Source organism: Nocardiopsis mwathae (assembly GCF_014201195.1).
Taxonomy (GTDB): domain Bacteria; phylum Actinomycetota; class Actinomycetes; order Streptosporangiales; family Streptosporangiaceae; genus Nocardiopsis_C; species Nocardiopsis_C mwathae.
Window position 1 is genome coordinate 674,397 of sequence record NZ_JACHDS010000001.1, and the last position, 21,341, is coordinate 695,737.

General features: G+C 73.4%; 20 protein-coding genes. 11 read left to right on the top strand and 9 right to left on the bottom strand.

Annotated features, from left to right (window positions below; all coding sequences use genetic code 11):
- Window positions 1-125: 125 nt before the first annotated feature.
- The 3 genes from HNR23_RS02600 to HNR23_RS02610 form a co-directional block, all read right to left on the bottom strand.
- The gene (locus HNR23_RS02600; RefSeq protein WP_184073114.1) at window positions 126-1,091 is read right to left on the bottom strand and encodes a metal-dependent hydrolase; all 966 of its coding nucleotides are present in this window, start codon (window positions 1,089-1,091) and stop codon (window positions 126-128) included.
- An 89-nt stretch (window positions 1,092-1,180) separates the two neighbouring features.
- Window positions 1,181-2,971 (bottom strand): SDR family oxidoreductase, encoded by a 1,791-nt coding sequence (locus tag HNR23_RS02605; protein ID WP_184073116.1) that lies wholly within the window; start codon window positions 2,969-2,971, stop codon window positions 1,181-1,183.
- Entirely contained in the window at window positions 2,968-3,879 is a 912-nt protein-coding gene (locus HNR23_RS02610) for a M24 family metallopeptidase (protein ID WP_184073118.1), read from the bottom strand. The genes HNR23_RS02605 and HNR23_RS02610 overlap by 4 nt, the downstream gene beginning before the upstream one ends.
- A 133-nt stretch (window positions 3,880-4,012) precedes the next feature.
- Between HNR23_RS02610 and HNR23_RS02615 the strand changes: the two genes are divergently transcribed.
- Window positions 4,013-5,143 carry a PQQ-dependent sugar dehydrogenase gene (locus HNR23_RS02615; RefSeq protein WP_184073120.1) on the top strand — a complete coding sequence of 377 codons (1,131 nt, stop codon included), beginning with the start codon at window positions 4,013-4,015 and terminating at the stop codon, window positions 5,141-5,143.
- A 105-nt stretch (window positions 5,144-5,248) separates the two neighbouring features.
- On the opposite strand, the gene HNR23_RS02620 is transcribed toward HNR23_RS02615, so the two are convergent.
- Window positions 5,249-5,938, bottom strand: a complete 690-nt coding sequence (locus HNR23_RS02620) for an IclR family transcriptional regulator (RefSeq protein WP_281381938.1) — start codon at window positions 5,936-5,938, stop codon at window positions 5,249-5,251.
- Between the two features lie 222 nt (window positions 5,939-6,160).
- Between HNR23_RS02620 and leuC the strand changes: the two genes are divergently transcribed.
- The 4 genes from leuC to HNR23_RS02635 all read left to right on the top strand — a co-directional run bounded on the left by leuC (window position 6,161) and on the right by HNR23_RS02635 (window position 8,806).
- Window positions 6,161-7,558 carry a 3-isopropylmalate dehydratase large subunit gene (leuC, locus tag HNR23_RS02625; protein ID WP_184073124.1) on the top strand — a complete coding sequence of 466 codons (1,398 nt, stop codon included), beginning with the start codon at window positions 6,161-6,163 and terminating at the stop codon, window positions 7,556-7,558.
- A 37-nt stretch (window positions 7,559-7,595) separates the two neighbouring features.
- On the top strand, window positions 7,596-8,186 hold the full coding sequence (gene leuD, locus HNR23_RS02630; RefSeq protein ID WP_184073126.1) for a 3-isopropylmalate dehydratase small subunit: 591 nt from the start codon (window positions 7,596-7,598) through the stop codon (window positions 8,184-8,186).
- Window positions 8,165-8,446 (top strand): SCO5555 family protein, encoded by a 282-nt coding sequence (locus HNR23_RS27770; RefSeq protein WP_449406825.1) that lies wholly within the window; start codon window positions 8,165-8,167, stop codon window positions 8,444-8,446. The genes leuD and HNR23_RS27770 overlap by 22 nt, the downstream gene beginning before the upstream one ends.
- Before the next feature lie 78 nt (window positions 8,447-8,524).
- The gene (locus HNR23_RS02635) at window positions 8,525-8,806 is read left to right on the top strand and encodes an HU family DNA-binding protein (protein WP_184073128.1); all 282 of its coding nucleotides are present in this window, start codon (window positions 8,525-8,527) and stop codon (window positions 8,804-8,806) included.
- Window positions 8,807-8,899: 93 nt separating this feature from the next.
- Here the strand turns inward: HNR23_RS02635 and cofC are convergent, their stop codons facing one another.
- Window positions 8,900-9,565, bottom strand: coding sequence for a 2-phospho-L-lactate guanylyltransferase (cofC, locus tag HNR23_RS02640; protein WP_184073130.1), 666 nt, complete (start codon window positions 9,563-9,565; stop codon window positions 8,900-8,902).
- A 229-nt stretch (window positions 9,566-9,794) separates the two neighbouring features.
- On the opposite strand from cofC, the gene HNR23_RS02645 reads away from it, so the two are divergent.
- The 4 genes from HNR23_RS02645 (at window position 9,795) to HNR23_RS02660 (ending at window position 14,273) form a co-directional block, all read left to right on the top strand.
- Window positions 9,795-10,712, top strand: coding sequence for a lysophospholipid acyltransferase family protein (locus HNR23_RS02645; RefSeq protein WP_343070395.1), 918 nt, complete (start codon window positions 9,795-9,797; stop codon window positions 10,710-10,712).
- Window positions 10,713-10,764: 52 nt separating this feature from the next.
- Window positions 10,765-11,772 carry an NAD(P)H-dependent glycerol-3-phosphate dehydrogenase gene (locus tag HNR23_RS02650; protein ID WP_184079764.1) on the top strand — a complete coding sequence of 336 codons (1,008 nt, stop codon included), beginning with the start codon at window positions 10,765-10,767 and terminating at the stop codon, window positions 11,770-11,772.
- A gap of 107 nt (window positions 11,773-11,879) precedes the next feature.
- Window positions 11,880-13,088, top strand: coding sequence for a trans-sulfuration enzyme family protein (locus tag HNR23_RS02655; RefSeq protein WP_184073132.1), 1,209 nt, complete (start codon window positions 11,880-11,882; stop codon window positions 13,086-13,088).
- Window positions 13,089-13,154: 66 nt separating this feature from the next.
- Window positions 13,155-14,273, top strand: coding sequence for a D-alanine--D-alanine ligase family protein (locus HNR23_RS02660; protein WP_184073134.1), 1,119 nt, complete (start codon window positions 13,155-13,157; stop codon window positions 14,271-14,273).
- Here the strand turns inward: HNR23_RS02660 and HNR23_RS02665 are convergent.
- From HNR23_RS02665 to HNR23_RS02675, 3 genes are read right to left on the bottom strand one after another with little or no spacing between them, the layout of a single operon-like run.
- Entirely contained in the window at window positions 14,248-15,021 is a 774-nt protein-coding gene (locus HNR23_RS02665) for an EI24 domain-containing protein (RefSeq protein ID WP_343070396.1), read from the bottom strand. The genes HNR23_RS02660 and HNR23_RS02665 overlap by 26 nt on opposite strands.
- A 55-nt stretch (window positions 15,022-15,076) precedes the next feature.
- On the bottom strand, window positions 15,077-16,372 hold the full coding sequence (locus HNR23_RS02670) for a serine/threonine-protein kinase (protein ID WP_184073139.1): 1,296 nt from the start codon (window positions 16,370-16,372) through the stop codon (window positions 15,077-15,079).
- Window positions 16,372-17,208: a hypothetical protein gene (locus HNR23_RS02675; RefSeq protein WP_184073141.1), complete on the bottom strand. Its 837-nt coding sequence runs from the start codon at window positions 17,206-17,208 to the stop codon at window positions 16,372-16,374. The genes HNR23_RS02670 and HNR23_RS02675 overlap by 1 nt, the downstream gene beginning before the upstream one ends.
- 219 nt (window positions 17,209-17,427) lie before the next feature.
- Here HNR23_RS02675 and HNR23_RS02680 point away from each other — a divergent pair, with 219 nt between their 5' ends.
- On the top strand, window positions 17,428-18,360 hold the full coding sequence (locus HNR23_RS02680; RefSeq protein WP_184073143.1) for a type IV toxin-antitoxin system AbiEi family antitoxin domain-containing protein: 933 nt from the start codon (window positions 17,428-17,430) through the stop codon (window positions 18,358-18,360).
- Between the two features lie 205 nt (window positions 18,361-18,565).
- A complete protein-coding gene (locus HNR23_RS02685; protein ID WP_184073145.1) occupies window positions 18,566-18,880 on the top strand; it encodes a hypothetical protein in 315 nt (104 codons plus the stop codon).
- A gap of 39 nt (window positions 18,881-18,919) precedes the next feature.
- Here the strand turns inward: HNR23_RS02685 and HNR23_RS02690 are convergent, their stop codons facing one another.
- Entirely contained in the window at window positions 18,920-21,169 is a 2,250-nt protein-coding gene (locus tag HNR23_RS02690) for a UvrD-helicase domain-containing protein (RefSeq protein WP_184073147.1), read from the bottom strand.
- Window positions 21,170-21,341 lie beyond the last annotated feature (172 nt).

Genomic DNA, 21,341 nt, shown 5'->3' on the forward strand with positions numbered 1-21,341 from the left:
CCCGGTGCGTGGCGATGCCGCCCGTCCGAGTGCGTCGGTCCCAGCGGAGTGCACCGCATGATCGCCGGTGTCCCGCGCACACCGCGCCGAGATCGGCGGGGATGCGGCGGCATCATGGGGCGGGGTCAGGAGTGTCCGGCGGCGCGGGCAGCGGGGGAGCTCGCCAGGTAGGCCACGGCCTGGCCGGTGGACCCGTGCTGGGAGGGGTGGTATCCGGGTCGCAGGTAGCTCGGGATCGAGCGGGCGAGCTGCCACAGGCTGGGGGTGAGCCCCATCCGCCCGGTGCGCAGCATGTCCCGCACCCGGGGCTTGACGGTCCTGCGCAGCACGGGGTCGTTGGCCATGAGGAAGCGCACGCCGCGCACCCACAGGGCACCCATCGCCGCCGTCGCGACGACCATGGCGATGGCGCGCTTGCCGTACCGGCCGTCGAGGTGCATGAACAGGTCGTAGGCGACGGCGCGGTGCTCGACCTCCTCGGCGCCGTGCCAGCGCAGCAGGTCGAGCATGGTGGGGTCGGCGTCGGCCCGGTCGAGGCCCTCGGCGTCGAGCACCCACTGGCCCAGGACGGCGGTCATGTGCTCGATCCCGGCGATGAGCGCCAGGCGGGAGCGCAGCCACGCAGACGCGCGGGGCCCGGTGAGCCCCCGGTCGCCGAGCAGCCGGCGGAACATCCAGGCGACCTGGCCGACGTAGGGCTCGGGGTCGAGCCCGTGGGCGTCCATGTGGTCGAGCACCCCGGCGTGCGCCTCGGCGTGCACGGCTTCCTGGCCGATGAAGCCGAGCACCTCCTCGCGCAGCTTCTCGTCGCGGATGAGCGGCACGGCTTCCTTGAACACTTCGACGAACCAGCGCTCGCCCTCGGGCAGGAGCAGGTGCAGCACGTTGATGACGTGGGTGGCGAACGGCTCGCCGGGGATCCAGTGCAGGTCCAGCTCGGACCAGTCGAAGTGGACGTCGCGCGGTTGCAGGACGAGGTGGTCGGGCTCGTCGGCGGAGACGGGGGAGGAGGGTGTGGGGGGCGGCGCGGTGCCGGGGCCGCCGAGCGAACCGGCCGCTTCAGGCCGGTCTCCGGTGGATTCGATCGTCATGGCGGAGCCTTTCGATGCGGCTCGGAGGGTCGGATGGTCGGGGGCGCAGGGCCGGCGCCGTCGGCCTTCGGGCGGAGAGCGGTCGTGCCTCAGGCCGTGCGGCCCTGCGGTCCCGTGGTCGCCGTATCCAGGGGCGGCGCCAGCCGCGCGGTGGCGCGCAGCACCGCCGGGGCCAGGCGGGACAGGAGGAGGCCGCCGTGGGCCTCGCCGGTGATCGGCAGCAGCTCCGGGCCGCGGCCGATCGCGTGCACGATGCGCCGGGCCGCCCGCTCCGGGGTGTAGCCGCGCATCCGGTACAGCCGCTCCAGGCGTTCGCGCGCGGCCGTGGCGACACGGTCGTCGGCCCCGGCGAAGCGGGTGGCGGCGATGATCCCGGTGTGGATCACGCCAGGGCACACGGCGGTCACCCGGATGCCGTGCTCGGCGAGCTCGCCGCGCAGGCAGCGGCTGAGCATCAGTACCGCCGCCTTGGTGGTGGCGTAGGCCGGGAAGGCGCGCGAGGGCAGGTAGGCGGCGCACGATGCGGTGTTGACGATCCGGCCGCCCCCGCCGCTCTCCACCATCATCGGGGCGAACGCGCGGCACCCGTGGATGACGCCCCACAGGTTGACGTCGATGGCGCGCTCCCAGTCGGCCGGCGTGGTGCCGAGGAAGGGGCCGCCGATGCCGATCCCGGCGTTGTTGATGACGATGTCGGGCACCCCGTGCTCGGCCCGCACCCACTTGGCGAAGCGGTCCATCGCCGCGCCGTCGGCAACGTCCAGCCGGTAGGAGTCGGCAGCGGGGCCGAGCAGGGACGCGAGGTCGGCGGTACGGGCGGCCGTCTGCTCGTCGATGTCGACGGCGATGATCCGCGCACCCTGCTCTGCCAGCTCGAAGGCGGTGGCACGGCCGATGCCGCCGCCTGCCCCGGTCACCACCGCCAGCTGCCCGGCGAACCGGCGCGGGCCGGGGGAGGCGCCCGGCCCTGCGGTGGCGCGCGGGGCGGGGGCGCGCCCGGCATCGACCTCCTCGACGAGGTCGGTCACCCGGCGCGCGATGACGCCGGGCCGGGTGCGCGGCGCCCAGTGGCCGCCGTCGAGCCGGTGGAACCGGAAGTCCGGGACCCACTCGGCGGCGGCGGTCTGCGCGCCCTCGGGCATGAACGCCTCCCGGGTGGGCGCCAGCACCTGCACCGGGATCGAGGTGCTGCGTCGGCCGGGGCGCCGCAGGTGGTCGCGGATGTTGGCGCGGTACAGCTCCAGGCCGTTGAGGAAGTCGCGCATGTGGCGACGTGCCCGCACGCGCGGCCGCCCGGACTCCCCGACCCGCTCTGCCGCGCCGAGCACCAGCCCGCCGACACCGGTGAGCCAGGACAGTTCGGGGAGCGCGGGCAGGTGGAAGAAGCCGATGTAGGTGGAGTGCGCGCTCTGGCTGAGCAGCCGCCCGGGGTTCCCGGCGCGCAGGCCGGAGCGGATCCAGTGCGCGACGTGGTCCAGACAGGGGCCGGAGATGGAGGTGAAGGAGGCGAAGCGGGCGGAGAGCCGCTCGTCGGTGACGGCGTGCCAGGCCTGCAGCGACCCCCAGTCGTGGGCCAGCAGGTGCACGGGGCGGCCGGGGCTGACGGCGTCGGCCACCCGGGCCAGGTCGTCGGCCAGGTGCTCCATCCGGTACCCGGACCGCTGCCGGGGCGCGGTGGAGGCGCCCGCACCGCGTACGTCGTAGGTGACGACGTGGTAGCGGTCGGCCAGGTGCTCGGCGACGCCGTCCCACACGGACGCGTTGTCGGGGTAGCCGTGCACGCACAGCACCGTGGGCGCGGCCGGGTCGCCGCGGTGGTAGACGGCGAGCCGCAGGCCGTCGGCGGTCCACACGTGCCGGGGGTGGGGGGTTTCGCTCATGGGGTGGCATCCCTCTTCTCGATCGTGCTCGGGGGCGCGGCGGCGTCCGTCGCCGCGGCGCCGTCGGCCGGTTCGCCGTCGCCCCGGCCCGCGGCCGCCCAGCGCCGGACGTGCGGCAGGTCGTCGTCCAGCCAGTAGGCGTCGTCCTCGGTGACCACGAGGATCTCCTCGAACTTGACGCCGACGCCGCGGAAGCCGATGTGCGGTTCGACGGCCCACAGCCCGGGGGTGGCGGGGTGCTGGGAGATCTTTCCATCGGCCCACAGCGGGGATCGGTGGTGCAGGCGCTCGACGATGAGGTCGCCGAACAGCGTCTGCAGGGACCGGACGCCGAATCCGGCGACGATCGCCTTGGGCAGGCGCGAGTGCACCCGCGTCACCTGGTGGGCGATGACCCGGCCGGGGTAGACCTGGTGCCGGTTGTCGTAGCCCTGCCGGGTGATCAGGGCGTCGACCTCCCGGTAGATCTCGCGCAGCGGGCGCCCGGCGCGCACCTCGGCGACGATCAGTCCGCGGTAGGCGGCGAGGTCGTCCATCAGCCGGTCGTGCACGGGGTTGTCGCCGAGGCATCCGGCGTAGCCGATGTCGGCGACGTAACCGTCGCGTACCGGCGCGCAGTCGAGGATGAAGGGCATGCCCTCCTCCAGGCGGCGGCCGGTCGGGAAGAACTGGAGGGGGACGCGGAAGTTCCGGAAGGCGGTGCGGTCGCCGAACCAGGCGAAGGGCGTGTGGAACCAGTCCTGCACGCCGCGCTCTTCGAGCCAGGTGCGGATACGGCGGGCGGCCTGGCGTTCGGTGACCCCCGGTTCGAGGGTCGCCGCGACCGACTGCGCGGCCGCGTAGGCGAGCTGCTGGAGCTCGCGGAAGCGCGCCACGTCGGTGGCGTTGGTCACAGTCGTATGAGACATGGCGTCATGTTAAACAAGGTGTCAATAAGGATCCAGGGGTGGAGAGGGTTTATCACCCTGGGTCACCGTGGCCGGGGCGGCCGCGCTGGGGAGCCCGGGTGAGGATCATGTGCCCCCGGGGCACAACAGGATCATGCGCCGCGTCCCCGACAACGCCCGATCCCGCGCCGCGCAGGCGGCCGTCGCCCTCATGCTGGCCGCGGCGTGCGCGACCGAAGCGCCCGAACGCCCCGACGATACGCCACGACCGGCAGAAACACCGGACAGGGGTGACCCGCCCGCTGTCCTGGAGGAGCCGGTGGACGTCGCCACCGACCTGGAGGTGCCGTGGGGCATCGACTTCCTGCCCGACGGATCGGCGCTGGTCACCGAGCGTGACTCCACTCGGGTCGTCCGGGTCGGGCCCGGCGGTGAGGTGACCGAGGTCGGCACGGTCGACGCGGCGGTGCCGCGCGGCGAGGGCGGGCTGCTCGGGCTGGCGGTCCACCCCGATTTCCCGGACGAGCCCGCCGTCTACGTGTACGCCACCGCCGCCGACGACAACCGGATCCTGCGCATGCCCTATGCCGAGGACACCGGGCTCGGCGATCCCGAGGTCGTCCTCGACGGCATCCCCAAGGCGGTCGTCCACAACGGCGGGCGCATCGCGTTCGGCCCCGACGGGCTACTGTACGCGGCCACCGGCGACGCCGCCGAGCCGCGGACGGCGCAGGACACCGACTCACTGGCCGGCAAGATCCTTCGGATGACCCCCGAGGGGCGGGTTCCCGACGGCAACCCCTTCGACAACCTCGTCTACAGCTACGGCCACCGCAACGTGCAGGGCCTGGCCTGGGACGGCGAGGGGCGGATGTTCGCCACCGAGTTCGGCGCGGACGCCTACGACGAGGTCAACGTCATCGAACCCGGCGGCAACTACGGCTGGCCGGAGGTCGAGGGCATCGGCGGGGACGACCGCTTCATCGAACCGGTCGTGGTGTGGACGCCCGCCGAGGCGTCGCCGAGCGGGGCCGCGATCGCCGGGGACGCGCTGTGGGTGGCCGCCCTGCGCGGCGAGCGGCTGTGGCGGGTCCCGCTGACCGGCGACGCCGAGGACCCCGTCGGCGAACCGGAGGCGCTCTACGTGGAGCGGTACGGTCGCCTGCGCTCGGTGGCGGCGCACCCTGACGGCGAGGAGCTGTGGGTCGGAACCAGCGACCGCGACGGCCGCGGCTCGCCCGCCCCCGGCGACGACCGCATCCTGCGGGTGCCCGCACCCGGCTGACCACGCGCCCCCACCTCCATTCCTCGTTGATCTCGGAGATATCGGGGTGATACCGGCGAGTATCACCCCGATATCTCCGAGATCAACGGATGGGGGGCGTGGGGGCTACTGGGTGTGCGTCTCGTTGGTGTGCAGGGCCTCGTTGATCTTCTCCGCGGCCGAGGTCACGGCCTGGGCGTGCAGGCGGCCGGGGGAGCGGCCCAGGCGCTCGATCGGTCCGGATATCGAGACGGCCGCGATCACCCGGCCGCCGGGGCCGGTGATCGGGGCGGACACCGAGGCGACGCCCTGCTCGCGCTCGGCGACGCTCTGGGCCCAGCGGCGCCGCCGGACCTGGGACAGCGTGGCCGAGGTGAACCGCGCGCCGCGCAGGTGGCGGCGGATGCGCTCGCCGTCCTCCCAGGCCAGCAGGATCTGCGCGGCCGAGCCCGCGTTCATCGGGAGTTCGCTGCCGACCGGGACGGTGTCGCGCAGCCCGCTGGTGCGCTCCGACGCGGCCACGCACACCCGCACGTCGCCCTGGCGGCGGTAGAGCTGGGCGCTCTCACCGGTCAGGTCGCGCAGCCGCGTCAGCACCGGGGTGGCCACGGCCAGCAGCCGGTCCTCGCCGGTGGAGATGGACAGCTCGCCCAGGCGCGGGCCGAGGATGAACCGCCCCTGGCTGTCGCGGGTGACCATGCGGTGGCGCTCCAGCGCGACCGCCAGGCGGTGCGCGGTGGGCCGGGCCAGCCCGGTGATCTGCACGAGCTGGGCGAGCGAAGCCGGGCCGGACTCCAGCGCGTCGAGTACGGACATCGTCTTGTCCAGGACACCGACACCACTGGATGAGCTAGAGTTGTCCATGGCTTGATATTGCCGTCTCGCTATTTGGAATGCAAGTCGGCTCGGGCCCGCAGCGCGAACGCCGGACGCGGACGAACGGAGAGGCGCGTCGGCGCCGCGGCCGCCCCTCCGGCGGAAAGCGCGGGACCGGGCATCGGGACAAGGGAACGTTCGAGACGCTAGGAGGCGTCGCACATGGCTCGCACGATGGCCGAGAAGGTCTGGGAGGAGCACGTCGTCCGACGTGCCGAGGGTGAACCCGATCTGCTCTACATCGACCTGCACCTCGTGCACGAGGTCACCAGCCCGCAGGCCTTCGAGGGGCTCCGGCTGGCCGGCCGCCGCGTGCGCCGCCCGGACCTCACCATCGCCACGGAGGACCACAACGTCCCCACCGAGAACATCCTCGGCCCGATCGCCGACAAGGTCTCGCGCACCCAGATCGAGACGCTGCGCCGCAACGCCGCGGAGTTCGGCGTGCGCCTGTTCCCCATGGGCGACATCGACCAGGGCATCGTGCACGTCGTGGGCCCGCAGCTGGGCCTGACCCAGCCGGGCATGACCGTCGTCTGCGGCGACAGCCACACCAGCACACACGGGGCGTTCGGCGCGCTGGCGTTCGGCATCGGCACCAGTCAGGTCGAGCACGTGCTCGCGACCCAGACGCTGCCGATGACCCCGTTCAAGACCATGGCGGTCACGGTCGACGGCACACTGAAGCCGGGGGTCACCGCCAAGGACATCATCCTCGCCGTCATCGCCAAGATCGGCACCGGCGGCGGCCAGGGCTACGTCATCGAGTACCGGGGCGAGGCCATCCGCGCCCTGTCGATGGAGGCCCGGATGACCGTCTGCAACATGTCGATCGAGGCGGGCGCCCGCGCCGGGATGATCGCACCGGACGAGACCACGTTCGACTACATCAAGGGCCGCCCGCACGCCCCGCAGGGCGCGCGGTGGGACGCCGCAGTCGAGCACTGGAAGAGCCTGCGCACCGATGAGGACGCCGTGTTCGACCATGAGGTGGTGCTCGACGCCGACGAGCTCAGTCCCTTCGTGACGTGGGGGACCAACCCGGGCCAGGGCGCGCCGCTGGACGCGGCCGTCCCGGTCCCCGCGGAGATCGCGGATCCCACCGAGCGCGCCGCCGCCGAGAAGGCGCTGGCCTACATGGACCTCGCCCCCGGCACCCCGCTGCGCGAGGTCGCCGTGGACACCGTCTTCCTCGGCTCCTGCACCAACGGCCGCATCGAGGACCTGCGCGCCGCGGCAGAGGTCATCAAGGGCCGCAAGGTCGCCGACGGCGTCCGGATGCTGGTGGTGCCCGGCTCCATGCGGGTCAAGGAGCAGGCCAACGCCGAGGGCTTGGGAGAGGTCTTCACCGGGGCCGGGGCCGAGTGGCGCGAGGCCGGCTGCTCGATGTGCCTGGGCATGAACCCCGACCAGCTCAAGCCGGGTGAACGCAGCGCGTCGACGTCCAACCGGAACTTCGAGGGCCGCCAGGGCAAGGGCGGGCGCACCCACCTGGTGTCGCCGCTGGTCGCCGCGGCGACCGCGGTGCGCGGCACCCTGTCCTCCCCGGCCGACCTGTAGCCGGCGACCGCGACGAGACACGAGGGATCACACCGACATGGAGAAGTTCACCGTCCACACCGGCCGCGCCGTGCCGCTGCGTGCCAGCAACGTGGACACCGACCAGATCATCCCGGCCGTCTACCTCAAGCGGGTCAGCCGGACCGGTTTCGAGGACGGCCTGTTCGCCGCCTGGCGGGCGAACGACCCCGAGTTCGTGCTGAACAAGCCGGAGTACGCCCAGGGCACCGTGCTGATCGCCGGCCCCGACTTCGGCACCGGGTCCTCGCGCGAGCACGCGGTGTGGGCGCTGCAGGACCACGGCTTCAAGGCCGTGCTTGCGCCGCGCTTCGCCGACATCTTCCGCGGCAACTCGCTCAAGGGCGGGCTGCTCACCGTCGTGCTGGACCAGGAGGTCATCGAGCGGCTGTGGGAGCTGGTCGAGGCCGACCCCGCCACCGCGGTCACGGTCGACCTGGTGGAGCGGGAGGTGCGCGCGCCGGGCATCACCGTGCCGTTCGAGATCGACGACTACACCCGCTGGCGGCTGCTGGAGGGGCTGGACGACATCGCGCTGACCCTGCGGCGGACCGACGCGATCGACGACTACGAGAAGCGGCGCAAGCCATGGCTGCCGGTGACGGTCTAGGGCCCGCGAGCCCCGGAGGCGAGGCCGGATCCGACGCGGATCCGGCCCTGTCGCCGGAATTTTACCTTGATTTGGCGGAGCGCCTCCGCGAGGCCCACCGCCGTGCCCACGCTCTCCCCGACGGCGTCCGGATTCCGGTAATTCGCAGGCTTTTGACGGTCACGGAGGCCGTCAAAAGGGACCCTCTGCGGGCCTCCAGGCGGCTCGATCGGATGCTCCAGGAGCTTCCCCCGCAGGTCGACGACCCCCCGACACGCTGATTTTCCCGGCTCAGGTGTTTGTGCTGGGGGCCGTGCGTCCCCTAATTTCGTGCGGGCAAGGGGGAACCGGAGGAAACAATGAACAAGCGTGACCTGATCGACGCCGTCTCCAAGGAGATGGGGGGAGACAAGAAGACCGCCGGCGAGGCCGTGAACGCCGTGCTGGAGACCATCCAGAAGACCGTCGCCAAGGGTGACAAGGTCGCCATCACCGGGTTCGGTGTGTTCGAGAAGGCCGACCGAGCGGCCCGCACCGCCCGCAACCCCGCGACCGGGGCGACCATCAACGTCCCCGCGAGCAAGGTTCCGAAGTTCCGCGCCGGACAGGACTTCAAGGACCGGGTCAACAAGGGCAAGTGAGGCACGCCGCCAGGCCTGTCCACTCGCGATACTGCCCGGGTCCCCTGCGGGGGACCCGGGCAGCGTCGTGTCCGGCGAGCACCCGCGGAGGAGCTAGGGCACGTCCGGCAGGCCCAGCAGACCCAGCAGCTTCGCGGTGTGCGGGCCCACCCCCAGTGCCACGGCGCCGTGCAGGTCCTCGGGGGTGTCGACGTCCCGGCGCACGCTGGGCACGTCGGCGCGCACCAGCTCGGCGGCGCCGCCGTCGTGGTGGCGGCGCCGTGACGCGCCCTCGAAGGCGGGTGTGAAGGCGGCACCGGGCGCCGCCGTGTAGAGCGTGGTGCCGACGCCGGGTGCGTCGGCGAGGAACGCGCGCTCGTGGGCGGCCGCGTCGCCCAGCACCAGGTCGAGCTCGGCCGGGCGCAGCGCCGGAAGGTCCGCCGACAGCGCGCACAGACCCCGCCCCGGCCGCCGCCGTAGGGCCTCCGCGGCGCCGTGCACCAGCGCCGGGTTCAGCCCGGTGCCGGGTTCACCCGCGACGACGTGCGCGCCCAGGCCGCCCAGGGCGTCGGCGGCGCGGGGGTCGTCGGTCACGGCGAACACCGACGCGACCGCGGGGCAGTCGACGGCCGCCATGACGGTGTCGCATGCGATCGCGAGCGCGAGGTCGCTCCGGTGCGCACCGGCGAACCGGGCGAGCCGCGTCTTCGCGCCCGCCAGGTGCTTCACCGGGACGAGGAGGGACCAGCGGTGCCGCGCCCCGCCTCTGCTCGTGCTCAACGCTCGACCTCTCGACTCCGATGGCGGCCAGGACGTAGAAAGGGTATGACGGCCCCCTGATCGGCCGCAGCGCCGACCGGCGGCGTTCCCCGAGGGTGAGGACGTGGGTGATCACGTTGTCCGCCTAGACTGGGGCGACCGCGCGCCCGGGGTCGTTTCGGGCGCCCCCCACTGTCGGCACGTCATCGCCTTGGTCGCGCTGTGCCCAGGGTCGAATCCGGAGGAGTCCGTGGCAAAGCAACGGGAATCGCGTGTGGTGAAGGTCGTGGTGGCCAGCATCGTCCGCCCGATCATGACGGCCATCACCAAGGTCGACTGGCGCGGGCAGCACCACATCCCGCGCGAGGGCGGTGTGATCCTCGCCTCCAACCACCTCTCCCTGGCCGACCCGCTGACCATCGCGCACTACCTGTACGTGGCCGGGCGCCGGTGGCCGACGTTCACCTCCAAGGACAGCGTCTTCAAGATCCCCGTCGTCGGCTTCGTCGCACGCAGCACCGGGCAGATCGGGGTGAGGCGCGGCAGCACCGACGCCGTCAAGGCGCTGCAGGACGCGGAGAAGGCGCTGGTCGAGGACGGCTGCTCGGTGATCTTCTACCCCGAGGGCACCTGCACCCGCGACCCGGGGGAGTGGCCGATGACCGCCAAGACCGGTGTTGCGCGGCTGGCGCTGACCACCGGCGTCCCGGTCGTCCCCGTCGCCCACTGGGGCGAGCAGCACCTGCTCCGCTACGGCACCACGCGCCTGCGGCCGTTCCCGCGCAAGCGCGTCCAGTACCTCGCGGGCCCGCCCGTGGACCTGGACAAGTACCGGGGCGAGCCGATCACCGCATCCCTGCTGCGGGACGCGACCGCCGACATCATGCGGGCCATCACCGCCCTGCAGGCGGAGATCCGCGGCGAGGAGCCCCCGGCGATCCCGTACGATCCCCGTGCGGCGCGCCAGGAGCGGGTCGGCGAGGGCGACGTCGGGCGGGTCGGCGGTACGGAGCGGGCCGACGCGCCCGAGTCCACCGACACCACCGGTGCCACCGACACCACCGACACCACCGGCACGGCCGAGGAACCGGGCGCGGGCGGGCAGACCTCGGGCGCGGAGAACGTCTCCGCCGGCGGGGGCAAGGACGACGACGCGCCCCGGTCCTGACCCTCGCGAGGGCGAGGCCGAGGACCAGGACGTTCGAGGGATGGGAGAGACGATGAAGGTCGCCGTCATGGGCTCCGGCTCATGGGGTACGGCGTTCGCCAATGTGGTCGCGGACGCCGGTGTCGCCGAGGTCGAGATGTGGGGTCGGCGCGCCGATGTGGTCGACGCGATCCGGCAGCGCTCCGAGAACCCCGACTACTTCCCGGGGGTCGGGCTGAACCCGGAGCTGACGGCGACGACCGAGGCGGCCAAGGCCCTGCACGGCGCCGAGTTCGTCGTCATCGCCGTGCCGTCGCAGTCGCTGCGGGAGAACCTCGCGGCCTGGCGTGAGCACATCCCGGCCGACGCCGTCATCGTCAGCCTGATGAAGGGCGTCGAGCTCGGCACGTCGCTGCGGATGAGCCAGGTCATCGCCGAGGCACTGGAGTGGCCCGCCGAGCGCATCGCCGTCGTGACCGGCCCCAACCTGGCCCGGGAGATCGCCGGGCGCCAGCCCGCGACGGCCGTGGTCGCCTGCCCGCACGAGCCGACCGCGGTCCGGCTGCAGGGCGTGTGCAACGCCCCCTACTTCCGGCCCTACACCGCCACCGACCTGGTCGGGGCGGAGCTGGGCGGCGCGGTGAAGAACGTCATCGCGCTGGCCGTCGGCGTCGCCGACGGCATGGGGTTCGGCGACAACGCCAAGGCGTCGCTCATCACCCGCGGCCTGGCGGAGACGGTGCGGCTGGCGGTGGCGCTGGGCGCCGACGAGCACACACTGTCCGGTCTGGCCGGGCTCGGCGACCTCGTGGCCACGTGCAGCTCGCCGCTGTCGCGCAACCGCACCTTCGGCGCGAAGCTCGGCTCCGGGATGACCGTGGAGGAGGCCGTGGCGGCGACCCGGCAGACCGCCGAGGCGGTGAAGTCCTCGGAGTCGATCCTGGCGCTGGGGCGGGCCAACGGTGTGGAGATGCCGATCACCGAGGCCGTGGTCGGGATGATCGACCACGACCTGAGCCCGGCGGAGGCGCTGCAGGCGTTCATGTCGCGCAGCACCAAGCCGGAGAGATACGGGGTCTGAGTCCCGCCGCTTCCGAACCGGTGTCGGCCACCCCTCCGTCGATCTCGGGACCGTCGACCGAACTCGCGGCGGAATGGGGTCGATACCCCCGACATCAACGGAGGATCATGTCGCCGCAGGGAGAGAACACCCGTGCCGTGGGCCTGCCGACGGGGCCGGTGCCCGCGGAGCGGCCGGTGCGGATGCCCGTGTACCGCAGCACGACCTACGCCTTCGACACGTCACAGGAGTACGCGGACGTTCTCGACGGTGTCCGGGCGGGCTACTCCTATGCCCGGATCGACAACCCGACGAGCGAGGCGTTCGCCCGCGCACTGGCCGCCATGGAGGGCGGCGGGCCGGACGCCGCGGTGCGCGGTCAGGCGTTCGCCTCCGGGATGGCGGCGATCAGCACCACGCTGCTCGCGCTGACCTCGGCCGGGTCGCACGTGGTCGCCGCCCGGTCGATCTACGGCAACACCTACTCGCTGCTGGACGGGCTGCTGCGGCGCTTCGGGGTGGACACCGACTTCGTCGACATCACCGACCTGGACGCCGTCCGCGCCGCGGTGCGGACGCAGACCGCGGTGGTCTTCACCGAGACGCTGTCCAACCCGACCATGACCGTGTCCGACATCCCCGGGCTCGCCGAGGTCGCGGCGGAGGCCGGGGCGGTGCTCGTGGTGGACTCGACGTTCGCCTCCCCGGCGGTGTGCCGCCCGCTGGAGCACGGCGCCGACCTCGTGGTCCACTCGGCGACCAAGTACATCGGCGGGCACAGCGACGCCACGGGCGGCGCGGTGGTGGGCCGACCCGAACCGGTGGCGGCGGTCCGCGCGGCCCGCATCGACCTGGGGCCGTGCCTGGCGCCCGACGAGGCGTTCCTGCTGCACCGGGGGCTGGAGACGCTGCCGCTGCGGATGGCCCGGCAGTGCGCCACCGCGGCGGAGTTCGCGGCGGCCGTGGCCGGGCATCCGGCGGTCGCGCGCGTGGACTACCCCGGGCTACCTGGTCACCAGGGGCACGAGCTCGCCGGGGCGCTGTTCGACGCCGGCCGCTACGGCGCCGTCGTCACCGTCACACCGCGGGGCGGCCGGGCAGCGGGCATGGTGTTCGCGGACGGGCTGCGGGTGGCGAGCATCGCCGCGTCGCTGGGTGGTACACACACGCTGGCAGGTCACGTAGGATCCACGACGCACCGGCAGTTGAGCGACGAAGCGCTGGAGGCCGCGGGGATCGGACCGGCGGCCGTCCGGTTCTCCATCGGCGTCGAGGAGCCGGCCGATCTCATCGAGGACGCGCTGGCGGCCCTGGACCGGTGCACGTCCGACGGATAACGACGGGGACCGACACCGGAATCGCTCGGTTCGGGTCCTGCACAAACGCAAGATAGGGTCACGCCCATGACCGAGCAGCGAAAGATTCGGGTCGCCGTGGTTTTCGGCGGGCGCAGTTCCGAGCACGAGATCTCCTGTGCCACGGCGGGCAGTGTGCTCTCCGTCATCGACACCGACCGCTACGAGATCGTGCCCATCGGGATCACCCGCGGCGGCAACTGGGTGCTGACCTCGGGTGACAGCGAACGCCTGGCCATCCGCGACGGCCGGCTGCCGAGCATCGGGGAGGAAGCGGGCGCCGCCCTCGCACTGCCCTTCGACAGCGCCGCCGAGCTGATGGTCGTCGAGCCCGACCAGGTGCCCCGCCGCCTCGGCGAGGTCGACGTCGTCCTGCCGCTGCTGCACGGTCCCTACGGCGAGGACGGCACCATCCAGGGGTTGTTCGAGATGATGGGCGCCCGCTACGCGGGCGCCGGGGTGTTCGCGAGCGCCGCCTCCATGGACAAGATCTTCATGAAGGCGATGCTCGCCGGGAACGGGATCCGCACCGGCGCCTACGTGCCGGTCACCGACCGCGAGTGGCAGCGCGAGCGCAAGCGCGTCCTGGACGACATCGCCGAGCTCGGCGGCACCCTGTTCGTCAAGCCGGCCCGTGCCGGGAGCAGCGTCGGCATCAGCAAGGTGGCCGACGCCGCCGACACCGACGCGGTCATCGCCGCGATCGAGGCGGCGCGCGAGCACGACCCGAAGGTCATCGTCGAGGCCGCCATCGTGGGCCGCGAGATCGAGTGCGGGGTGCTGGAGTCGCTGGACGGCGGACTGCCCGACGTCTCGGTACCCGCCGAGATCCACGTCGCCGACGGCTTCGACTTCTACGACTTCGAGGCCAAGTACCTGTCCACCAGCAGCCTGGGCATCCCCGCCGACCTGCCCGAGCAGGTCACCGCCGACATCCGGGCGCTGGCCGCGCGCACGTTCGAGGTCATGGGCTGCGAGGGGCTGGCCCGGGTCGACTTCTTCTACGGCGACGACGGCGAGATCTACGTCAACGAGGTCAACACCCTGCCGGGCTTCACCCCGAGTTCCGCCTTCCCGCGGATGTGGGAGGCCAGCGGCGTGGACTACCCCGCCCTGGTCGACCGGCTGATCCAGACCGCGCTCAACCGCCGTCAGGGCCTGCGCTAGCGGGCAGCAGCTCGCGGGCGAGGATCGTGCCGCCGGCGGTCGCGGCGGGGAACACCGCGACCGCCACGAACGGGATCGCCAGCAGCAGGTAGGAGGGCACGGCGAAGCCCAGCACCAACGACCGCCGCCGCCCCATGGCCCGGCGGCGGTCGCCCAGCCGGCGCAGCCCGCGCCGGTCGAAGGCCGCACCGACCAGCTCGATGCCCAGCATCCACCCGCCGAAGAGCGCCGAGAGCACCGGGATCAGCGTCTGCCCGACCACCGGGACGAAACCGGCGAAGAAGAGCGGCACCGCCACCGCCGCCGACACCGCGACCAGCACCGCCGACTGACGGGCCGCCCGCGCGATCGCCCCCGCCAACGGCTCCTCCACCTCGGCCGGGGCGTGGCCGAGCTCGTACTCGACCTCCTCGGCGATCCTGTCGTACAGCGGGAACCCCAGGGCCAGCGTGAACCCGGTGAACGCCACCACCATGACGAGCACGGCCCCGGCCACCACGGCGATCCCCACCGCGACCCGCAGCGTGGCGGCCCACCCGGCCGCCCACCCCTCGGCGAACGGCGTCATCCAGGTGACGATGTCGTCGATGTTCACCAGCAGGGTGATCAGCGCGATGAGGAACAGCACCGAGGTGATCAGGGGCGGGATCGCCCCCATGAGGAACAGTCTGGGCCGCCGCACCACCATCCCGAAACCGCGGAACAGGATGCCGACACCGGAGAACACGTCACGGATGGATTGGCTCACATCGCACGACCCTAGACCGTGGGATCGGGACCTGCACACACGCCGCCGGGCCGCCTCACCTCCCTCCCCGCCGCGAGCACGCGGCGGAAGGCCGCAGGGGCACCCGGTCGGTGGAGCCGGGAACATCGGCGGACGCGTCGAAGGCGGGAGCGGCGGCGTGCGGGTAGCGGGCCGCGACGGTGTGGACGACCCACCGGTGGAGGCGGTCGTCGGTACGGCGGGCGACCGCGGCCAGCTCGTGCAGCGCCGCCTCGGCCCCACGGGCCAGGACCCACGTGCCCAGGTCGGCCGCGGCACCCGGTGAGCCGCTCGCGGCGCGCTCGACCACCACCTCGGCCGGCTCCGCCAGCAGCGCGTCGAAGGTCCGCGGGGTGCGGCCCGCGGCGGTCAGGCGCTCGTAGGCCGCCCACTCGCCCAGCGGGGTGAGGCCGAAGGCCGCCTCGCCGCACGGAGACGCGCCGGTCTCCCACCCACCGCGCACGACCGCCCCCAGCCGTTCGAGGTCCGCCAGCACCACCTGGACGGCCACGGCGGGCGAGGCCCACGCGCCGGTCCCCGCGGGCCCGCCGCTACCCGGTCCGTCGCCCGACGCCAGGGCGCCGGCGATGACCGCGATCCCCGCAGGCCGCCGCTCGGCGAAGAGCGCGGACAGCACACCGTCGACGAAGGCGCCGGGTGTTCGGCCGTACTCCCTGGCGAAGGTGTCCCCGCCCGCGGTGTGCAGGCGGTCGGGCAGGTCCTCTGAGATCGCGGCGTAGAAGTCCCGCCACAGCCCGGCGGCGCCGCGCGGCGACCACCCGGCCGCACGGCCCGTGGCCGCGGCCGCCCCCGGTTCGTCGTCATCGCCGCGGAAGGCCGGAGCGGCGCGGATCGCTTCGGCCAGCTCCGCGGCGGAGGGCAGCCGCGCCGCCCGTGACCGCAGGCCGTCGCGGCCGGGACCGGAGAAGAGGGCGGGGGAGCCCAGCGGCTCGCGGCAGGCGGCGGCGAACGCGTCGGCCGTCGCGCGCAGGCCGTCGACGTGGGTGCAGTACGGGTCGAGCCACCCCTCCCCGCGGAGAAATGACCACCATGCGCCGAGCGCCGCCGCGACGTCTGCGGCCGCCGGCGCACCCGGCCCGCCCCGGCGCCACCGCCAGTCCATGAAGAGGGCGGCGACGTCCCCGGTGTGCCAGCGGGCCAGCAGCCCGTTGCCGCCGCGCTCCGGCTCGCCGTACTTGTAGTCGAGGACCAGCCGCAGCGCGCCCGGATCGGGCGCGGCGCCGGGGGCGGCGGCGTCGACCGCCCGCCGGATGAAGCGTTCGCGGTAGTCGGCGAACGTGGCCGCGTCGGCATGGGTGAAGACGAGGCGCATCACGCCTCCCCTGCGGCCGTCGCCGGCGCGGCGCCGGTGCCCGCGCGCAGAGGCGAGCACCGCCGCACCGCGTAGGCGCCCAGCGGCGTCAGGGTGAAGGCGGCCCCGCACCGCGGTAGACCGCCCTCGCCGCCCTCGCCGCTCGACTCGTCGGAGGACTCGGGGAGTTCACGGTGCTCGACCACGCCCAGCGCGCTCAGCACACCGATGCCGCCGGGCAGCAGCCACACCGGAACGCCCTCATCGCGCACGCGCTCCCACAGGACATCGGGGAGGACAGGGCCGCCCGTGCTCTCGGCCAGCAGAGCGAGCGTCGCGTGCATGACCCGCTCGGCCGGTGCGTAGTGGACGCGGGGGTCCTGGAGCCGCCAGAACGTGGGCGCGTGCCCTAGCAGCGCGCACAGCAGGCGCAGCGGGTCGTGCCGGTGGCGCCCGTACTCGGCCCCGGGGATCACCCAGCCGTACTGCCGCTCCACGTCCCCGCGCCGCCGCTCGGTGCGCTCGGGGACGAGCTTCAGGATGTGCGCCTTCAACGCCACGGTGAGCAGCTCGGCGCCGCGGTCGAACGGGCAGCGGACGTGCTCATCGGCGTCCTCGTGCTTTCCGAGGTGGCACCCCAGGGCGACCAGCGTGTGGTGCGACGACCGGAACGGGTGGTGCAGCCTCTCGCGCGTCACCTCCTTGCCCGCGCCGATCCACGCCAGGAAATCCAGCATGAGCGCGACGAGCAGCGCCTCCGCGGCCGGGCCGCGCAGCCGGTCCTCCCGCGGTGCGTCGTCCGGCGGTGGGCCGCCGCCGGGCCGCCGGGTGGAGTGCGTCGGAGTGGTGTCGGACATGGCGATCCCCCATCACTGGACTGCGGATGCTCCGCGCGGAATCGCCCGTCGTCGCGTTCGTGCGTCTCGGTGCCGGGAAGCGGCGCGCGACTCCAAGCTAGGCAGCCTCCGCCGCCCGGTCCAGCGCCCGCCGCGCGCCTGTGGACAACCCCTGGCGCCGCCGTCCACAGGGGGCGGCCGCACCTTGCCCGCCCGACCGCCCGGCGCTTGCCTGAGAGGATGCCGGAACCGGATCTCACCAACGCGCAGGCGCTCGCCGCCTCCCAGCACGGCGTCCTCTCCCGCCACCAGGCCGTGGAATGCGGCCTGTCCGCCGGGCGGATCGACCGCCTCGTCCGCAAGCGCCGGTGGCGCTGCCTGCGCGCGGGGATCTACCTCGTGCGCGGGGACCCCGTCCCGGCGCTCGCCGCCCGGGTCATGGCGGTGCAGCTGGCCTACGGGCCGCGCGCCGTCGCGGTCGGCCCCACGGCCGCCCGCCTATGGCGCATGCAGGGCCCGCTCTCCGGGCCGGGTTACGAGCACCTCCACATCACCGTCCCGGGCCGCTCGGGCGGTAGCCTCGTCGGCCTGCGCCTGCACGGATGGGACGTCCCTCCGGGCGAGACCACCCTGTACAAGGGCATCCGCCTCAGCACTCCGGGGCGCACGCTGCGCGACACCGTCCTGCTGGCCGACCGCTACGCCGCGGTCAGCGTGATCGACTCGGCCCTGCACCAGGGCCTGATCGACACCGGGGACCTCGCCGAACTGGAGGAGGCGAACGGCGGCCGCGCCGGCGCGGCCCGCACCCGAACCTGGTGGGGCCAGGCCGACGGGCGCGCGCACAGCACCTTCGAAACCAGGATCCGCCTCATCTGCGCCGACGCCGGGATCCCGCCCGAGTCCCTGCAACACCCGGTCTACGACGCCACGGGCCGCCTCGCCGGCCACGCCGACCTGGCCTGGCCCAGCCGCGGCGTCATCGTCGAAGCCGACGGCCGCGACCCCCACTCCCTCCCCGGCGCCCTCTTCACCGACCGCCGCCGCCAGAACCGCATCGCGAGCTCACCCGGCCGCCTCGTCCTCCTCCGCTTCACCTGGAGCGACCTGCAACACCCACGTGAGATCGTCGCGATGATCCGCACCGCATTGGAACGGGGGAGCAGTGGTTGACGACGGCGACACCGGAACCGCCCGCCTCAGCGGCGCGTACCGGTCGGGAGGCGAGGGGATCCGGCCGGTCCCCCGTGGGGCCACGGCCTTCTGGGAGGCACCGCCGGAACCACCGCGTCCGATCCGCGAGCGCACCTACCAGGGTGTCTGTCGCACAGCGACGCGGATGGCCGGGTGGCGGCTCACCCGTTTCGAGGAGGCGGGCGTGACGCCCTCATTCCACGGGGCGGAGGTCGAGCGGCGCGGGTCCACCCTGGTGATCGCCTGTCACACACTGCTGCCGTTGTTCGCGCTCGCGAAGCCGCCGTCGGTGAACGCCATGAACCTGGAATTCGTCTGGCACGCCGAACTGGGCCGGGCGCTGCGGACGGTGTGCCGGTTCACCGTGCTCAAGCCCGAGGAGCCGGCCGTTCCCGTCGAGCGGGCCGACCTGTCGCTGCTCGGCGCGGTCGAGCGGGAGCAGATCCGCTACTGGAAGCCGGCCACCGTGGGCGAGATCGTCTTCGACCAGTGGGACTGAATCGCCCTCCCTCGCCGGGCGCGGCCCGGTCGGCAGCGGTCACCGCGGCAGGAACCGGCTGGGGCGGCCGTGCCAGCTGACGTAGAGGTGTTCGCGGGCGCGGGTGCAGGCGACGTAGAGGAGGGAGCGCTGGGCGTCGAGGTCGGCGCGGTGTTGGTTCTCGTCGAGGTCGGCGCTGGTGACGTGGTCCATCTGGGGGAGGGCGTCGGCGGTGACGCCGGTGACGGCGACGGCGCGGAACTCCAGGCCCTTGACGCCGTGCATGGTGGTGACGCGGACCGCGCCGGTGGTGTCGGTGACGGCGTGCTCGCGGGGGTTGAACACGGTGGCGGGCAGGGAACGGGCGCGGAGGTGGGCGGCGACGGAGTCGCGTAGGCGGTTGGTGCGGGCGGTGACGCAGATGTCGCCCGGCGCGATGCCGTCGGCCAGCCACTCCCGGACGCGGTCGGCGAGCGCGTCGAGCTCGTCCGGTTCGTCGTCGGCGCCGTGGAGTTCGGGCGGCGGGCCGCTGAGAATGCAGCGGGTGCCGCCCGGCGGCTCGGTCGCGCTGCCCGGGGCCGACGCCGGTTCGCCGAGCTCGGTGACGGGGCGCCCGCGCATGATGCCGTCGGCCCAGGACAGGATCTCGCCGGTGGTGCGGTAGTTGACGCGCAGAGGGTAGGACCGGCCGACGACCTCGATCCCCAGCTGCCTGAAGGAGACCGTGTTGTCGTAGATGCGCTGCCGGTTGTCGCCCGCGATGAACATGTCGTCGGGTCCGTGGGCGACCGCGGCGCGGAGGGTGCGCCACTGCGCGGGGTGCAGGTCCTGGGCCTCGTCCACGACGACGCTGGTGTAGCGGCGTTCGATGTGGCCGTCGAGGATCCGCGTGGCCGCGGCATGCAGGTCCTCCGCGGGCAGGCGGCGGCCGGCGCGCATCTGGGCGCGGGCGTCGCTGATGGCGTGCCAGACGTCGCGGCGCTGTGCCGCGCTCAGCGGGGTGCTGCGGCCGCGGCGGGCGTCGGGGTCGAGGTACCCCTCCAGCGTGGTGATCCCCTGTGCCATGACCACGTGCCGGTACTCGGAGAACAGGAAGTCGACGGGCCAGGGCAGCCGGTGCTGGCGGGTGTGGTTGGCGAAGAAGCCGCGGGTGTCGGTGCGCAGCCGGACATCGGGGTGCACCTCCTTGACGACGTCCAGCGCGAGCTTGTCGGTGGTGAGCACGTCGACGTCGGCGACCAGCTCGGGCGGCAGCAGCAGTGCGAGGTTGCGCCGGAGCGACTCCACCAGCGCGTTGGTGAAGCTGGTGAGCAGGATGCGGCCACCCAGCGGCAGGTTTTCGGCCAGGTGTTTGACGCGGTGCAGGGCGACGACCGTCTTGCCGGTGCCCGGCCCGCCGGAGACCTTGGCCGGGCCGTTGAAGCGCGGCCGGTAGGCCAGGGCGCGCTGCTTGGGGTGGAGGAAGACGCGCCACGCGTTGAACTCGCCCGCCAGGACGTCCTCGACCTCCCGGTCGTCGTTGACGACGATGACGCGTTCGCGGGTGTGCCGGATCGCCGTGTCGTAGTCGTCGGCGGCGACCGCACCGACGGCGGGGCGCCGCGGTGCCACGACCTCGTCGAGGACGCGCTGCACCGGGTGCCCCTCGGCGAGCGCGGCGAGCACCTCGTACTGGTCCTGGGGCAGGGCCGGAGCCCAGTTGCGCAGCTCGTCGCCGCTGCCGAGGGTGCGGCAGAACCCGCGGATCTCGGGGTCGACGCCCAGCCGGGCCAGGTCGCGGTCGGTGACGTGGTCGAAGAGGGAGGAAGGGGAGGCGGGCGTCGGGGGAGAGACGGCCGCGGGGCGCTCCGCGGCCTCGGCTGCCCCGGCCGGCTCGGCGGGGGTGGTCGCGCGCGCGGCCGCCGGGGCGGGATTCGGGGCCTCGGCGGCGGAGGGGGTGGCCGCGAGGGGCGCCTGCAGCGCGGTGGCGTCGCGCCGCTCAAGGGTGCCCATCACCCGGTTGACATCGTGGCGCTGGTCCACGGCCCATTCCTCGGCGGCATCGCGCGGCAGCAGGTGCACCAGCAGGAACGTCTCGCCCGATTCGGGCGCGAGCATCACCCCCGTCCACGCATCGCTGATGCGGAATGTGCGGATACGCGGATCCTGGCCCGAGGGCAGCGATCGAATGCGCAGGTCGGGGTGGGAGAGTAGGGCGTGGAGTGGCAGCTCGCGGAATTTGCGGGTGACGGCGAGCAGCCGTTCCCGCGTCGGCCGGTCGAGTTTCTCGTACTGCGGGAGACACGTCGAGTCGATGGCCAGTTGGGGCATGAGCCTCCTTTGCGTTCGGCGGGCCCGGCGGCAGTGGAGCCGCCCATCGACCGCCCTTCCCCTGCCGTTCTAACCGATCGTGACGACAGAACGGAAGGAAACGGCCTTTTTCACTCCTGTTTCACCGACGTGTCGCTCATCGCCGTCGAATGGCGGCCGGAACCGGCCGATC

Bases quoted from the DNA above. Each gene is read 5' to 3' on its own strand.
- HNR23_RS02655 (WP_184073132.1), top strand. From the start codon at position 11,880: ATGTCGCCGCAGGGAGAGAACACCCGTGCCGTGGGCCTGCCGACGGGG.
- HNR23_RS02680 (WP_184073143.1), top strand. From the start codon at position 17,428: ATGCCGGAACCGGATCTCACCAACGCGCAGGCGCTCGCCGCCTCCCAG.
- HNR23_RS02615 (WP_184073120.1), top strand. From the start codon at position 4,013: ATGCGCCGCGTCCCCGACAACGCCCGATCCCGCGCCGCGCAGGCGGCC.
- HNR23_RS27770 (WP_449406825.1), top strand. From the start codon at position 8,165: ATGGCTGCCGGTGACGGTCTAGGGCCCGCGAGCCCCGGAGGCGAGGCC.
- HNR23_RS02690 (WP_184073147.1), bottom strand. From the start codon at position 21,169: ATGCCCCAACTGGCCATCGACTCGACGTGTCTCCCGCAGTACGAGAAA.
- leuC (WP_184073124.1), top strand. From the start codon at position 6,161: ATGGCTCGCACGATGGCCGAGAAGGTCTGGGAGGAGCACGTCGTCCGA.
- leuD (WP_184073126.1), top strand. From the start codon at position 7,596: ATGGAGAAGTTCACCGTCCACACCGGCCGCGCCGTGCCGCTGCGTGCC.
- HNR23_RS02675 (WP_184073141.1), bottom strand. From the start codon at position 17,208: ATGTCCGACACCACTCCGACGCACTCCACCCGGCGGCCCGGCGGCGGC.
- HNR23_RS02670 (WP_184073139.1), bottom strand. From the start codon at position 16,372: ATGCGCCTCGTCTTCACCCATGCCGACGCGGCCACGTTCGCCGACTAC.
- HNR23_RS02660 (WP_184073134.1), top strand. From the start codon at position 13,155: ATGACCGAGCAGCGAAAGATTCGGGTCGCCGTGGTTTTCGGCGGGCGC.
- HNR23_RS02635 (WP_184073128.1), top strand. From the start codon at position 8,525: ATGAACAAGCGTGACCTGATCGACGCCGTCTCCAAGGAGATGGGGGGA.
- HNR23_RS02610 (WP_184073118.1), bottom strand. From the start codon at position 3,879: ATGTCTCATACGACTGTGACCAACGCCACCGACGTGGCGCGCTTCCGC.
- HNR23_RS02620 (WP_281381938.1), bottom strand. From the start codon at position 5,938: ATGTCCGTACTCGACGCGCTGGAGTCCGGCCCGGCTTCGCTCGCCCAG.
- HNR23_RS02650 (WP_184079764.1), top strand. From the start codon at position 10,765: ATGAAGGTCGCCGTCATGGGCTCCGGCTCATGGGGTACGGCGTTCGCC.
- HNR23_RS02605 (WP_184073116.1), bottom strand. From the start codon at position 2,971: ATGAGCGAAACCCCCCACCCCCGGCACGTGTGGACCGCCGACGGCCTG.
- HNR23_RS02600 (WP_184073114.1), bottom strand. From the start codon at position 1,091: ATGACGATCGAATCCACCGGAGACCGGCCTGAAGCGGCCGGTTCGCTC.